Origin of the sequence: Rahnella sp. PD4 (assembly GCF_049199325.1) — a bacterium.
Classification (GTDB): Bacteria; Pseudomonadota; Gammaproteobacteria; order Enterobacterales; family Enterobacteriaceae; genus Rahnella; species Rahnella perminowiae.
This window is the reverse complement of sequence record NZ_JBLZQF010000007.1, coordinates 126,694-141,097: the sequence shown is the minus strand read 5'-3', so window position 1 is coordinate 141,097 and position 14,404 is coordinate 126,694. Positions and strand designations below refer to the sequence as shown.

At 53.6% G+C, this 14,404-nt stretch carries 11 protein-coding genes; 9 read left to right on the top strand and 2 right to left on the bottom strand.

The features are described from left to right. The first annotated feature begins 214 nt into the window (after positions 1 to 214). The 6 genes from mreC (at position 215) to tldD (ending at position 9,281) form a co-directional block, all read left to right on the top strand. Positions 215 to 1,222 (top strand): rod shape-determining protein MreC, encoded by a 1,008-nt coding sequence (mreC, locus tag ACOZIO_RS17810; RefSeq protein ID WP_421595550.1) that lies wholly within the window; start codon positions 215 to 217, stop codon positions 1,220 to 1,222. Further along, positions 1,219 to 1,707: a rod shape-determining protein MreD gene (gene mreD / locus ACOZIO_RS17805; RefSeq protein ID WP_129954757.1), complete on the top strand. Its 489-nt coding sequence runs from the start codon at positions 1,219 to 1,221 to the stop codon at positions 1,705 to 1,707. The genes mreC and mreD overlap by 4 nt, the downstream gene beginning before the upstream one ends. A gap of 7 nt (positions 1,708 to 1,714) precedes the next feature. Continuing rightward, entirely contained in the window at positions 1,715 to 2,308 is a 594-nt protein-coding gene (locus ACOZIO_RS17800) for a Maf family protein (RefSeq protein WP_129954756.1), read from the top strand. Next, entirely contained in the window at positions 2,298 to 3,767 is a 1,470-nt protein-coding gene (gene rng, locus ACOZIO_RS17795) for a ribonuclease G (RefSeq protein WP_013577287.1), read from the top strand. The genes ACOZIO_RS17800 and rng overlap by 11 nt, the downstream gene beginning before the upstream one ends. A 98-nt stretch (positions 3,768 to 3,865) precedes the next feature. After that, a complete protein-coding gene (yhdP, locus tag ACOZIO_RS17790; protein ID WP_421595549.1) occupies positions 3,866 to 7,693 on the top strand; it encodes an AsmA2 domain-containing protein YhdP in 3,828 nt (1,275 codons plus the stop codon). A 142-nt stretch (positions 7,694 to 7,835) separates the two neighbouring features. After that, on the top strand, positions 7,836 to 9,281 hold the full coding sequence (gene tldD / locus ACOZIO_RS17785; protein ID WP_129954754.1) for a metalloprotease TldD: 1,446 nt from the start codon (positions 7,836 to 7,838) through the stop codon (positions 9,279 to 9,281). A gap of 46 nt (positions 9,282 to 9,327) precedes the next feature. Here the strand turns inward: tldD and aaeR are convergent, their stop codons facing one another. Further along, positions 9,328 to 10,266, bottom strand: coding sequence for an HTH-type transcriptional activator AaeR (gene aaeR / locus ACOZIO_RS17780; RefSeq protein WP_129954753.1), 939 nt, complete (start codon positions 10,264 to 10,266; stop codon positions 9,328 to 9,330). 274 nt (positions 10,267 to 10,540) lie between these two features. Between aaeR and aaeX the strand changes: the two genes are divergently transcribed. The 3 genes from aaeX to aaeB are packed head-to-tail and all read left to right on the top strand — an operon-like array spanning position 10,541 to position 13,656. Beyond that, positions 10,541 to 10,744 carry a p-hydroxybenzoic acid efflux pump operon protein AaeX gene (aaeX, locus tag ACOZIO_RS17775; protein ID WP_015698919.1) on the top strand — a complete coding sequence of 68 codons (204 nt, stop codon included), beginning with the start codon at positions 10,541 to 10,543 and terminating at the stop codon, positions 10,742 to 10,744. A 7-nt stretch (positions 10,745 to 10,751) separates the two neighbouring features. Continuing rightward, on the top strand, positions 10,752 to 11,687 hold the full coding sequence (gene aaeA / locus ACOZIO_RS17770; protein WP_217138159.1) for a p-hydroxybenzoic acid efflux pump subunit AaeA: 936 nt from the start codon (positions 10,752 to 10,754) through the stop codon (positions 11,685 to 11,687). 10 nt (positions 11,688 to 11,697) lie between these two features. Continuing rightward, positions 11,698 to 13,656: a p-hydroxybenzoic acid efflux pump subunit AaeB gene (aaeB, locus tag ACOZIO_RS17765; RefSeq protein WP_129954751.1), complete on the top strand. Its 1,959-nt coding sequence runs from the start codon at positions 11,698 to 11,700 to the stop codon at positions 13,654 to 13,656. 75 nt (positions 13,657 to 13,731) lie between these two features. Here the strand turns inward: aaeB and ACOZIO_RS17760 are convergent, their stop codons facing one another. Next, entirely contained in the window at positions 13,732 to 14,313 is a 582-nt protein-coding gene (locus ACOZIO_RS17760) for a maltose acetyltransferase domain-containing protein (protein ID WP_129954750.1), read from the bottom strand. Between the last annotated feature and the right edge of the window lie 91 nt (positions 14,314 to 14,404).

Here is a 14,404-nt window from a genome sequence, read left to right as displayed (position 1 = left end):
AACAAGAATAGTCTGCCCGGGAAGGTGGTTGTCCGTCAGGTAAAACCTGCAACGTGAAGTGTGCAGTGTTCAATGTGGATCCGCGCAAACACTGGCTGAGCGATAAAGCTCTGCCAGTGTTTTGGCTATCCCATGAGATTGCCGCCTTTCTGTCAGGGGAAGTCTTTACTTCGACTGGCTGAAATCTTCTGTTGCCGAGGAACTCGCATATTTTATGAAGCCAATTTTTAGCAGGGGGCCTTCCCTGCAACTGCGACTTTTTTTGGCTATTCTCACGGCCATTGTCCTGATTGTTGCCGACAGTAAAATAGGTACGTTTGTTAAAATCCGCACCTATATGGATACGGCCGTCAGTCCCTTCTATTTTTTGTCCAATGCCCCGCGTGAATTCTTAGATCAGGTTTCCTCTACTTTTGCCACCCGTGGTCAGCTGGAACTTGAAAACCGCGCTTTGCGTCAGGAATTGTTGCTGAAAAACAGCGACCTGATGTTGCTTGGCCAATACAAACAAGAAAATGCCCGTTTGCGCGAGTTGCTGGGATCACCGTTGCGTCAGGACGAGCATAAAATGGTGACGCAGGTGCTCTCCACCAGCAATGATCCTTACAGCGATCAGATCGTCATCGATAAAGGCAGCAACAACGGTGTGTATATCGGGCAACCTGTTATCAGTGATAAAGGCGTCGTCGGCCAGGTTGTTGCTGTTGCCGCACTGACCAGCCGTGTACTGCTGATTTGTGATGCTTCACATGCGTTGCCGATTCAGGTACTGCGTAATGATATCCGCGTTATCGCTGCCGGTAGCGGTTGTGCTGATGACTTGCAACTTGAGCATCTGCCAAGCAATACCGATATTCGTGTCGGTGATGTGCTGGTGACGTCCGGTCTGGGGGGGCGTTTCCCTGAAGGTTATCCGGTCGGCGTGGTATCTTCGGTTAAGGTCGATAATCAGCGTGCCTATACCGTGATACAGGCACGTCCGACCGCCGGTCTGCAACGTTTGCGTTACCTGCTATTGTTGTGGGGGTCTGACCGCAATGGCGAGCACCCTTTACCACCGGATGAAGTGCATCGCGTTGCCAATGAGCGCCTGATGCAAATGATGCCACAAGTATTGCCGCCTCCGGGAGATATGGGGCCGCCGGCACCTGTTCCTCCACCGGTAACCGGAACAGTCACTGCGCCTGCCAGTACGTCTGCTGTTCAGGGAGCGGCAGAATGAACAGCTACCGGAGCCACGGACGCTGGATTATTTGGCTATCCTTCTTAATAGCCATGCTATTGCAGGTGATGCCATGGCCTGAACAGATCTATATGTTCAGGCCGTCGTGGCTGTTGCTGATCCTGATTTACTGGGTGATGGCATTACCGCATCGCGTCAACGTGGGTACCGGTTTTGTTGTCGGCTTTATCATGGATTTGATCCTGGGATCGACGCTGGGTATTCGCGCACTGGCCTTTGCCATTACCGCCTACCTGGTCGCGTTCAAATTCCAGCTATTCCGTAACCTGGCGCTGTGGCAACAAGCGCTGATTGTCATGGTGCTTTCACTGGCTGTGGATGTCATGGTGTTCTGGGGGGAATTCCTGGTCGTCAACGTGTCATTCCGGCCTGAAGTTTTCTGGAGCAGTGTGGTCGACGGTGTGCTGTGGCCATGGCTGTTCCTGCTGATGCGTAAAATCCGTCGTCAGTTTGCTGTGCAATGAGGATGTTATGACCGCACTTTATCTGGCTTCCGGATCACCACGTCGCCGTGAATTACTGGCCCTGCTGGAACTGCCTTTTGAGCGTCTGATGACTGACGTTGCAGAAGAGCGTCAGCCTGGCGAAGCCCCGCAAGATTATGTTTTACGACTGGCGAAAGATAAAGCGCAGGCCGGTGTGGCGGTCGCGGCAGAAGATTTGCCGGTGCTTGGCGCAGATACGATTGTGGTTCTTGATGGTAACGTCCTGGAAAAACCACGTGACGAAGCCCAAGCCGCTATTATGCTTAACGCATTGTCCGGGAAACAACATCAGGTGATGACCGCCATTGCGTTTGCCGACAGGCGGGATTGCCTCAATACGGTGGTTGTGACCGATGTCACCTTCCGTTCACTATCCTCCGACGATATTGCACATTATATTCTGAGCGGTGAGCCCATGGATAAAGCGGGCGCTTATGGTATTCAGGGAAAGGGCGGTTGTTTCGTCCGTGAAATTCGCGGCAGTTACTATGCAGTTGTGGGGCTTCCTCTGGTGGAAACCCAGGAACTGCTGAATGAATTTTCTGCCTTACGCGAGCTTAGGAGAAAACATGACAGCTGAATTACTGGTCAATGTCACCCCGTCTGAAACCCGCGTGGCTTACATTGACGGTGGCATTCTGCAGGAAATCCATATTGAGCGCGAGACCAAGCGCGGGATTGCCGGCAATATTTATAAAGGGCGTATCAGTCGTGTTCTGCCAGGTATGCAGGCGGCATTTGTTGATATCGGTCTTGAAAAGGCCGCCTTTTTACATGCGTCAGACATTATGCCGCATACTGAATGTGTGGCGCGTGACGAGCAGAAAAATTTCCATGTGCGTGACATCGCTGAGCTGGTTCATCAGGGCCAGGATCTGATGGTGCAGGTGGTGAAAGATCCGCTTGGCACCAAGGGCGCACGCCTGACGACAGACATTACTTTGCCTTCCCGCTATCTGGTATTCATGCCCGGCGCGTCCCATGTTGGCGTTTCGCAGCGTATTGAAAGTGAAGCCGAGCGCGACCGTCTCAAACGTATTGTCTCGGAATATTGTGATGAGCACGGCGGCTATATTATTCGTACCGCAGCCGAAGGCGTGGGCGAAGAAGAACTCAAACAAGATGCGGCCTACCTGAAACGTCTGTGGACCAAGGTAATGGAACGCAAGCGTCGCAATAAAACCAAGTGCAAGCTGTATGGAGAACTGGCGCTTGCGCACCGCGTGTTGCGTGATTTTGCCGGTGAGGCACTGGACCGCATCCGTGTAGACTCCCGCCTGACGTATGAATTGCTGGTCGAATTCACCAGCGAATACATGCCGGAAATGACCAGTAAACTGGAGCATTACAGCGGTAAGCAACCCATTTTCGACTTGTTCGATGTGGAGAACGAAATCCAGCGTGCGCTTGAGCGTAAGGTGGAACTCAAGTCCGGTGGCTATCTGATTATTGATCAGACCGAAGCCATGACCACTGTGGATATCAACACGGGGGCGTTTGTCGGTCATCGTAATCTGGAAGACACGATATTTAACACTAACACCGAAGCGACGCAGGCCATTGCCCGTCAGCTGCGTTTGCGCAATCTTGGCGGCATTATCATTATCGACTTTATTGATATGTCCAATGAAGATCATCGTCGCCGTGTGCTGCACAGCCTTGAGCAGGCGCTGTCTAAAGACCGCGTGAAAACCGGTATTCACGGTTTCTCCGCGCTCGGTTTGGTGGAGATGACCCGTAAACGTACCCGCGAAAGCGTCGAACATGTGCTGTGCAGCGATTGTCCGACCTGCCATGCCCGCGGCACGGTGAAAACTGTTGAAACTGTCTGTTATGAAATTCTGCGTGAAATCGTACGTGTGCATCATGCCTACGATTCCGATCGTTTCCTGGTTTACGCGTCTGCCGCAGTAGGGGAAGCGCTCAAGGGGGAAGAATCCCATGCACTGGCCGAGGTGGAAATCTTCGTCGGCAAGCAGGTGAAAGTGCAGATTGAGCCGCTCTACAGTCAGGAACAGTTCGATGTCGTCATGATGTGATCCGATGGCTAATCGTCTGAAGCATCAAGAAGTTAAAGGTTTCCATTGCCGTCTGTGCAGGTGAAAGCCAGCATGGAATGGAAAACAAGGAGAGAGGTTTGAGGCGACTGCCCGGTATTTTATTAACCACCAGCGCAACCCTTGTCGTGATAGTGGCTTTGGTGATCAGTGGCTTACGGCTGGCATTGCCTCAACTGACCCGTTTTCAGGATCAACTGGTCGGGAAAGTTGAGGCGGTCACGGGCGTACCGATCGAATTATCGCAAGTGAGCGCCAGCTGGAAAACCTTTGGTCCGATCATGGAGATCCGTGGCCTTCAGGTCACCTTGCCGGACTCAACGTGGCAGGTTCAGCGCATTACGCTGGCGCTGGACGTCTGGCAATCCTTGCTGCATTTCCGCTGGCAGTTCCGCGACCTCACTTTCTACAATTTACAGCTGGATTTAAACAGCACGCTGGGGGGCGATAACAACAAAGGCAATGGCATCCAGCCAAACCGAGTCAGTGATATCTTCCTCAGACAGGTCGACCATTTCGATCTGCGCAACAGCCGCATTTCCTTCCTGACGCCTTCCGGCCCGCGTGCGGAATTTGATATTCCTCAGCTGACCTGGCTGAACAGTCACAACCGCCATCGCGCCGAAGGGCAGCTTAGCCTGTCGAGCTTTAACGGGCAGCATGGCATTGTGCAGTTGCGTATGGATCTGAACGATACCAACGGTCTGCTCAATAACGGTAAAATTTATCTTCAGGCCGACGATATCGACATGAAACCGTGGTTCAGTCGGTGGTTGCGCAACAATACGGGGCTGGAAAGTGCTAACTTCAGTCTGGCCGCCTGGCTGACCGTACGTAATGGCGATGTTTATGCCGGTGACGCGCTGTTGAAAAATGGCTCTGCCACCTGGAAAAACGGTGACGATGCGCACCGCCTCGATGTTGATAACCTGACTTTGCACGGCAGCCGCCAGGGTAACGGCTGGCAGATGGGTACGCAGCAACTGAATCTGAAAACTGACGGCGTGGCGTGGCCAAAAGGGCGTCTTGAAGCGCTTTATCTGCCCGAAAATAATAATTTCCTCGGCCCCTCGCAGGGCGAAGAATTGCGTATCCGCGGCACAAATCTGCAACTCGAACGCTTAGGACCGGTGATCCCGACTTTCTCATTTCTGACCCCGGCCTTGCTGGAGCGTTGGCAGGATTTAAAACCTGCCGGTAATGTGGCTCGCCTCGCGCTGGATATTCCGCTTAAGCAGCCGGAACAGACCCGTTTTGATGTGAACTGGCGCGATGTCAGCTGGCAGCGTTGGGAACTGTTGCCAGGCGTTAACCATTTCAGCGGTGGTCTGAAAGGCAGCGTCGCGGACGGGCAGATGACGGTGAAATTACAAGACAGTCTGCTGCCGTTCGGCGAAATGTTCCGTGCACCGCTGGACGTCAGCACAGCGACCGGAACCTTTAACTGGACCAACGGTAAAGAAGGCTGGTCGTTGTCGGGTAAAGACGTGGATGTCAAAGCGAGCGCACTGTGGGCGAAAGGCGATTTCCGCTACAACCAGCCAGCCGAAGGCGAGCCGTGGCTGAATATTCTGGCCGGTATTCGCTTATATGACGCCGGTCAGGCCTGGCGCTACTTCCCTGAGCCGCTGATGGGTAAACATCTGGTGAATTATCTGAGCGATGCGATCCGGGCTGGTCAGGTGGATAACGCCACGCTGACTTTTAACGGCAATCCTCAACATTTCCCGTTCAAAAAGAACGAAGGGCAGTTTGAGGTCTGGGTTCCGCTACGCCACTCGACCTTTGAATTCCAGCCTGGTTGGCCAGCGCTGACCGATCTGGATATCGATCTTGATTTCCTTAATGACGGCCTCTTTATGAAAGCCGCGCACACCAAACTGGGCAACGTTGACGGTAATAACGTCGTTGCCAATATCCCTGACTACCTGAAAGAAAAACTGTTTATTGATGCTGACCTTCGCGGGCAGGGTAAAGATATCGGCGACTATTTCATGGATACGCCGTTGCATGATTCGCTGGGTTCGGCGTTACAGGAATTGCAGATTGGCGGCGAAGTGAATGGTCGCTTACATCTTGATATTCCACTGGATGGCGAAGTGGTGCACGCATCCGGTGGCGTCACGCTCAATAACAACAGCCTGTTTATCAAACCGCTGAACAGCAAAATCAGCCAGCTCAGCGGCCAGTTCAGTTATGACAACGGCAATCTGCAAAGTAACCGGCTCACCGGTAACTGGTTCGGTCAACCGGTCAACGTGATGTTCAGCACGCAGGAACTGCAAGATAATTTCAACGTACAGGTCGGGCTGGATGCGAACTGGCAGTTGTCCAAAATCCCCGGCTTGCCTGCGGCGGCGGCCAGTAAAATCTCTGGCGGAACGCCGTGGAAAGGCGATGTTAATATCACGCTGCCGCATAAAGGTACGCCGACGTACACCGTCAATGTGAACGCCGATCTGAAAGATGTGAGCAGTCACTTACCCGATCCCCTGGATAAGAAAGCCGGGCATGCGATGCCGCTGGTAGTGAACGTTAAAGGTGACCTTCACAGCTTTAATCTGCAAGGGGTGCTGGCGGGTAAAGACCAGTTCAACAGCCGCTGGCTGCTGGGCAAACAACTCCAACTGGATCGCGCCTCCTGGCAGGAAAACAGTAAAAAGACACCCCCCTTGCCGGATGACAGCAGCCTGACACTTCATCTGCCCGCGCTTGACGGTGAAAGCTGGCTGGGTTTGCTGTCGCCGGATAAAGCGACGCAGGATACCAATACTAAACTGGCGGGTTTCAGCTTCCCGCACCAGATCATCCTGACAACACCTGCGCTTACGCTAGGCGGGCAGGTCTGGAACGATCTGATTCTCACCTCGGTTCAGGGGCATCAGGGCATGGAAGTCAGCGCCAAAGGTAAGGAAATCGATGGCAGGCTGAATATGAATGACAACGGTCCGTGGCTGGCAAAGCTGAAATATGTTTATTTCAATCCGCAATGGACGCCGGAAGATGTGGCCGGCAGCGCACAGCCGGGCGGTAATCCGTTTGCTACCAATAAGATTTCGTTTGCCAGCTGGCCGTCATTACAGCTGCGTTGCGAAGCCTGTTGGTTCCTCGGTCAGAATTTCCGCAAGGTGAATGCTGACCTGACACCACAGGGCGATCAGCTGATGTTGCGTAACGGTCTGATTGATACCGGCGTCGCGCGGCTTGATGTGCAGGGCGACTGGACGCAGAACGGGCAGGGCGAGAACACCGGTCTCAAAGGCAAACTGACCGGTAAAAATATTGAGCAGGCAATGTCATTCTTTGGTGTGACCACCCCCCTGAAAGGTGCGCCGTTTGATATTAACTTTGATCTGCACTGGAAATCGGTGCCGTGGAAACCTGATGTCAGCACCCTGAACGGCACGTTGAAAAACACGCTGGGTAAAGGCGAGATTGCGGATATCGGCGCGGGTCGCGCCGGACAGTTACTGCGTCTGATCAGCTTCGATGCGTTGCTGCGCAAACTGCGTCTCGATTTCAGCGATACCTTTGGCCAGGGCTTCTATTTTGACTCGATCAAATCCACCGCCTGGATTAAAGATGGTGTACTTCATACCGATGACCTGCTGATTGATGGTCTGGAAGCGGATATCGCTATCACCGGGAAAGTCAATTTCGTCAATCAGCAACTGGATCTCGAAGCGGTCATTGCGCCGGAAATTTCCGCCACAGTGGGCGTCGCGACGGCATTTGTTATCAATCCGGTGGTCGGGGTTGCCGTTTTCGCTGCCAGTAAAGTGCTGGCACCGTTGTGGAATAAAATCTCGCTTATCCGCTATCAGATTGACGGCACCATCGCCGAACCTCGTATTAACGAAATTCTGCGTAAACCCGTTGAACATCCAAAAGTGGCCGCTGCGCAGTAATGCTTCGGGTGAAGGTGGCAGGAAACCTCTTTCGTGCTGTGTTAGGCTGTTAATAACCTTGTAACAATGGATTGTCTTGCGGGCAGACTGTGTAAACCTCAGTCTGCCTGCCGGACTTTCGTCTAAAAGAGAGTGAACATCTATGAGTCTGGCCTTAGTCAGTGAGCAGTTACTAACTGCTAATAATCTGAGTCATCAGGATCTGTTTTCCATTTTGGGCCAGTTGTCTGAACGTCGTCTCGATTATGCCGATCTCTTTTTCCAGTCCAGCTTCCACGAAGCCTGGGTGATCGAAGACAGCATCATCAAAGACGGTTCTTACAATATCGATCAGGGTGTCGGTGTCCGTGCGGTAAGCGGTGAAAAAACCGGTTTTGCCTATGCTGACCAAATCACGCTCAATGCCCTGAATCTCAGCGCAACAGCGGCCCGCAGTATTGTCCGCGAACAGGGCAATGGCAAAGCGCATATGCTGGGTGAAATTGCCTACAAATCTCTTTATTCTCCGCTGGATCCGCTGCAAAGCCTGCCGCGTGAAGCAAAAATCGAACTGCTGCACCGCGTCGACAAGATTGCCCGTGCGGCCGATAAGCGCGTGCAGGAAGTCAGTGCCAGCATCACCGGCGTGTATGAACATGTGCTGGTGGCTGCCACTGACGGTACGCTGGCGGCAGATATTCGCCCGCTGGTGCGCCTGTCCGTAAGCGTTCTGGTTGAACAGGACGGACGTCGTGAGCGTGGCTCCAGTGGCGGCGGCGGTCGTGTCGGTTATGATTACTTCCTCGAAACCGTGAACGGTGAAGTGCGCGCGGAAGCCTTTGCCCGTGATGCTGTACGTATGGCATTGCTGAACCTGACGGCAGTCGCCGCACCGGCTGGCGGCATGCCTGTTGTGCTGGGTTCCGGCTGGCCGGGTGTGCTGTTGCATGAGGCGGTAGGTCACGGTCTGGAAGGTGACTTTAACCGTCGCGGGACCTCGGTATTTAGCGGTCAGATGGGCAAGCGTGTGGCCTCTGAACTGTGTACCGTGGTGGATGATGGTACGCTGCCGGGTCTGCGTGGTTCACTGGCGATTGATGATGAGGGTGTGCCGGGTCAGTACAATGTGCTGATCGAAAATGGTGTGTTGAAAGGCTATATGCAGGACAAGCTGAATGCGCGTCTGATGGGGGTTTCGCCGACCGGTAACGGCCGTCGCGAATCCTACGCACATCTGCCGATGCCGCGTATGACCAATACCTATATGCTGGCCGGGAAATCAACGCCGGAAGATATCATCAGTAGCGTGGAATATGGCCTGTATGCGCCCAACTTCGGCGGGGGGCAGGTGGATATCACCTCGGGTAAATTCGTGTTCTCGACGTCCGAAGCGTATCTGATCGAAAAAGGCCGCATCACCAAACCGGTGAAAGGCGCGACGCTGATCGGCTCGGGCATTGAAGCAATGCAACAGATTTCCATGGTCGGCAACGATCTGGCGATCGATAAAGGGGTTGGCGTGTGCGGTAAAGAAGGTCAGAGCCTGCCGGTCGGGGTCGGTCAGCCCACCCTGAAGCTGGATAATCTGACCGTCGGCGGCACTGCGTAGTAGAAGATTATTTCGGTGTTATCCCTCCCCTTTCACACGGGGAGGTTTAATTCCACTGTGTGACTTTTATCCCCTGCCGGTATCCCTGATACACCTTGCTCACCCGTTTGAAATAATCCGTCAGATAATCAATACAGACCTGGACCTTCAGCGGCAGTTTGTCCTTTTGGGTATACAGCGCGTAAACCGGCCGCGGATCAGACTGATAGCTCCTGAACAGAATTTCCACTTCACCGGCATTGATCTCTTCAATGACCCACATCAGCGGCACATACGCGATACCGACACCGGCTTTCAGCCAGCGGATCATGGTCTGCGAATCGTTGGTGACGAAGCGGCCCTGCGGAGTAATGCGGGTCGAAATACCTTCGGGGGCGATCAGTTCAAATTCGCTGTCCGGGCGGACGCTGTACTCCAGCCATGAGAAATTCACCATATCTGCCGGTTTCTCCGGCGTCCCGTGCTGCGCCAGATAACTGTGTGCCGCGCATACCACCATCGGCATTGAGCCCAGGCGGGTGCAGAACAGACTGGAGTCTTGCAACGCACCCACGCGGATGACCATGTCCAGCCCGTCGGCGATAAGATCCGGTGCCGGAATGCCGGTCACCAGATTCACCGTCAGGCCGGGGTATTCAGTGAGCATTTCGGCGGTCATCGCAGCAAGAACATTTTGTGCCATTGTCGATGAGCTGCCGATGCGTAATGTGCCGGTCGGGGTGTTGTTGAAGGCATACAATTGTTCATGTACTTCGCGCACATCGTGCAACATTTTCCGGCAACCCTGATAGTAAAGCTTACCGGCTTCCGTCAGGCCAAGACTGCGGGTGCTGCGGTTTAGCAGTTTGATTTGTAAATCATTTTCCAGCTTTGAGATCGTCTGACTGATGGCGGAAACGCTCATGTCGAGGCGTCGTGCGGCCGCAGTAAAGGAGCCGCTTTCCACTACCTGAGCAAAGATCGACATGCGTTTTAATCGGTCCATTGTTAACTCTGGCTTAAAAGTGATTTAGATCACAGAACGTTGATTAGTTGATAATAAGCACGCTAATATACCCTTCCGGGCGATAAAGCTCAGGTTTCAGTTTTCCTGACATCATGCTTACCTTCGCACACTTCCCTGGCAACTTTGCAGCTTCATTGCTCTGCTCCCGTTGAATTATTTTTCATCGGGGTCGCGTGCCGTTGCCTAAAATAATAAATAATGCGTGCGCGGGACGTTATGCGTTTGTCCGTCGTAATAATGTAAGGAATTTTTGATGAGTTTGCTTCCGGTAATGGTGATTTTCGGATTGTCGTTTCCTCCGGTGTTTTTTGAAATACTGTTGGCGCTGGTGGTATTTTTTCTGCTGCGGCGTGTATTGCAACCCACCGGAATTTACGACTTTGTCTGGCACCCGGCGTTGTTCAACACAGCTTTGTACTGCTGTCTTTTCTACCTGATCTCCTGCATGTTCGTCTGAGGGCGTTGTGAAAAATTTCTCCATAAAAATAATACGTTACACAATAACGTTGATTCTTGTCGTGCTGGCTGTCATCGCAATCTTCAAAGCCTGGGCGTTCTATACAGAATCTCCATGGACCCGTGATGCCAAATTTACCGCTGACGTGGTGTCTATCGCGCCCGATGTCACCGGTCTGATTACCGATGTGCCGGTGGTTGATAACCAACTGGTGAAGAAAGGCCAGGTGCTGTTCAAAATCGACCAGCCGCGCTACCAGCAGGCGCTGGACGAAGCGAGCGCTGACGTCGCGTATTACCAGGCGCTGGTTTCTGAGAAAAAGCGCGAAGCCGGACGCCGTGTGAAACTGGGCGTTCAGGCCATGTCGCAGGAAGAAATCGATCAGGCAAATAACGTGTTGCAAACCGCTCAACATCAGATGGCGAAAGCGCAGGCTGCACGGGATCTGGCGGTGCTGGATCTGGAACGTACGGTGGTGGTGGCACCTGCCGACGGCTGGGTCACTAACCTGACCGTCCATCCGGGTAACTACATCAACCGTGGCTCGACTGCCGTGGCGCTGGTGAAGAAAAATTCCTTCTATATTCTTGCCTATCTTGAAGAAACCAAACTGTCCGGGCTGAAAAAAGGTGACCGTGCGGAAATCACGCCGCTCGGCAGCAACCGCATCATGCACGGTACAGTCGACAGCGTAGCGGCCGCGGTGACAAACAGTTCTTCTTCTGCGGCGACCAACGGTCTGGCGACTATCGACAGCAACCTCGAATGGGTGCGCCTGGCGCAGCGTGTGCCGGTGAAAATCCTGCTTGATGCCGAAGATCAGCAACATCCTTATCCGGCAGGTACCACGGCGACGGTGGTGATTACCGGCAGCCATGACCGTAAACAAGATGAAGGATCCCCGTTCCTTCGCCTCCTGCATCGTCTGAGAGAGTTTGGTTAAGGCCGGAAAGATGAATAGCGTACTTATCCCGCGTGTGCGTTTTGCCTGCAAGCTGACGTTCGCGATCCTGGGCGCACTGGTTCTCGGCTTTTATCTGCAACTCGAAACCCCGCGCTGGTCGGCCATGACCGCCGCCATAGTGACATCCGGCCCTGCGCTGGCCGCGGGGGGAGAACCCTTTGCCGGTGCTATTCGTCATCGTGGTTTTCTGCGTGTTATCGGCACTTTTATCGGCTGTATCGCGGCGCTGGTGATCGTGATTGCCACCGCCCGCGCGCCGGTTGTTATGCTGTTGCTGTGCTGCATCTGGGCGGGCGTGTGCACCTGGTGGTCATCGCTGGTGCGTATTGAGAACTCGTATGCGCTGGGGCTGGCCGGGTATACCGCGCTGATTATTGTGGTGACGTCCGCCAGTTCACCCCTGCAAACGCCGCAGTTTGCGGTTGAGCGTTGCAGTGAAATCGTGATCGGGATTTGTTGCGCCATCGTCGCTGACCTGCTGTTCTCTCCCCGTTCTATTAAAAAAGATATCGACCGTGCCGTCAGCCAGCTGATGTTGGATCAGTTTGCGCTGATGCGGATTTGCGTGAACAGCGGGACGAAGGAAGATATCGATAAGTCCTGGAATAATCTGGTAAAAAGCACGACTGCGCTGAACGGTATGCGTGGCAGCCTGATGATGGAATCTTCGCGCTGGCAGCGATGCAATCGTCGCCTGAAAGCGCTGCACAGCACCTCCCTGAGCATGATCACGCAGGCTTGTGAAACCTATCTGATTTTACAAAACTCACCGGATCGGATTTCGCCTGAACTGAAGGCGTTGTTTGCTGAACCCGCTGAAAACGTGGCGGATGTACACCGCAGGCTGAAGCAGTTGCGCCAGATAATTACCGGCATGCACAGTGATAACGTGCTCATGACGGTCAGCGCCTGGACCGGTGCCGGCACCCGTGCGCTGTTGCTGATGAAAGGCATCCAGACCAACAGCAGTATCAGCGCCACAGAAAACGGTGTGCTTGACGGCGAAGTGGTGGTGCGGCCTGTTTCGGCAGAACGTCACCATGCGCTGGTCAACGGCCTGCGAACCTTCACTGCAACAGCTATCGGCTGCCTGATGTGGCTGTGGACCGGCTGGACATCGGCCAGCGGCTGCGTGATTATCATTGCTGTGGTGACCTCGCTGGCGATGCGTACGCCAAATCCGAAAGGCATGGCTATGGATTTCATCATCGGCATGTTGCTGGCGATCCCGGTCGGTTCGATGATGTTTATGCTGATTATGCCCGCGACGCAGCAGAGTCTGTTCCTGCTGTGTCTGATGCTGGGGATCTTCACTTTCTTTATCGGTATCGAAGTGACCAAGCGTCGTCTCGGTATGCTCGGATTGCTGGCGGGTACCATTAATATTCTGGTGCTCAGCAATCCGATGGTATTTAACGTCACGTCGTTTCTGGATAACGCGATGGGGCAGGCGATAGGTACGGTGATCGCGATGGCGGTGTTACTGATTGTGCGGGATAAATCCCGTGAGAAAACCGGCCGTACGCTGCTTAACCGTTTCATGAGCAGCGCAGTGTCGGCGCTGACCACCAAAGCGTACCGGCGTCGTGAAAACCACCTTCCTGCGCTTTATCACCAGCTTAATCAGTTGCTGGTGATGTTCCCGAACGATATCGACAAATACCGTCTGGCGCTGATGCTGATTATCGCGCACCAGCGCATGAAACTGGCAGAAGTGCCGGTGAATGACGAACTGTCTGCGTTCCACAAAAAAATCCGTAATACGGCCGATCACGTGGTCTCTGCATCAGGTGAAGGCAAGCGCACCTATTATTACCAGCGGTTACTGAAAGAGCTGGGTGAGTATCAGGAAAAGCTGGTCGAGTACGACGCACCGCTGAAAGTGACCGAGCCGGTAAGGCGTCTCACTGACATGCTGCAACGTTATCAGCATGCTTTCCTGGCCTGATAACTCACCAGGACAGTGAAAATAAAAGGCCGGTGCATAAATGAATGCACCGGCCTTTTCTACTTTCGGGCCTCATTATCTTAAAAACGTTTCGCGATCTGCTGCGGTGATCGGGCGTATCACCCGGCACGGCACACCTGCTGCAACCACATCGGCTGGAATGGACTTCGTGACCACGCTGCCCGCGCCAATCACGCTGTTCCGACCAATGGTCACACCCGGATTCACCATCACGCCAGTGCCCAGCCAGACGTTATCTTCGATGATGATGGGCAGGGAGAATTGCTGTCCGGTGATGCGGATTTCAGGGTCGATAGGATGACCTGCCGTGGCGAGGGTCACATTTGGCGCGATCATCACGTTATCGCCAATCGTCACCGTGGCGTCATCCACCACCGTGAGATTGAAGTTGGCGTAAAAGTGATTGCCGATATGAATATGCGAGCCATACGCGACATGCAAGGGCGGCTCTATCCAGCAGGATTTGCCCAGACTGCCCATAATGCTTTTGAGCAAATCCAGGCGCTTTGCCTCTTCGGACGGTCGCGTGAGGTTAAAATCATACACGCGCTCTTTTCCGGCGCGACGTTCCTCCGGCAATCCTTCGCCCATGTCTGTATACAGCTCGCCCATATTCATCTTTTCGCGCGTTGACATATCCTGTTCCCTCATCAGAAATTTACGGGGTAAAACCGCAGTCTACTGACCGGAAAAAGAAATGTGAACGTGCGACAATTTCATTGAGTCA

Bases quoted from the DNA above. Each gene is read 5' to 3' on its own strand.
- tldD (WP_129954754.1), top strand. From the start codon at position 7,836: ATGAGTCTGGCCTTAGTCAGTGAGCAGTTACTAACTGCTAATAATCTG.
- ACOZIO_RS17760 (WP_129954750.1), bottom strand. From the start codon at position 14,313: ATGTCAACGCGCGAAAAGATGAATATGGGCGAGCTGTATACAGACATG.
- aaeB (WP_129954751.1), top strand. From the start codon at position 11,698: ATGAATAGCGTACTTATCCCGCGTGTGCGTTTTGCCTGCAAGCTGACG.
- aaeX (WP_015698919.1), top strand. From the start codon at position 10,541: ATGAGTTTGCTTCCGGTAATGGTGATTTTCGGATTGTCGTTTCCTCCG.
- mreC (WP_421595550.1), top strand. From the start codon at position 215: ATGAAGCCAATTTTTAGCAGGGGGCCTTCCCTGCAACTGCGACTTTTT.
- ACOZIO_RS17800 (WP_129954756.1), top strand. From the start codon at position 1,715: ATGACCGCACTTTATCTGGCTTCCGGATCACCACGTCGCCGTGAATTA.
- rng (WP_013577287.1), top strand. From the start codon at position 2,298: ATGACAGCTGAATTACTGGTCAATGTCACCCCGTCTGAAACCCGCGTG.
- aaeR (WP_129954753.1), bottom strand. From the start codon at position 10,266: ATGGACCGATTAAAACGCATGTCGATCTTTGCTCAGGTAGTGGAAAGC.
- mreD (WP_129954757.1), top strand. From the start codon at position 1,219: ATGAACAGCTACCGGAGCCACGGACGCTGGATTATTTGGCTATCCTTC.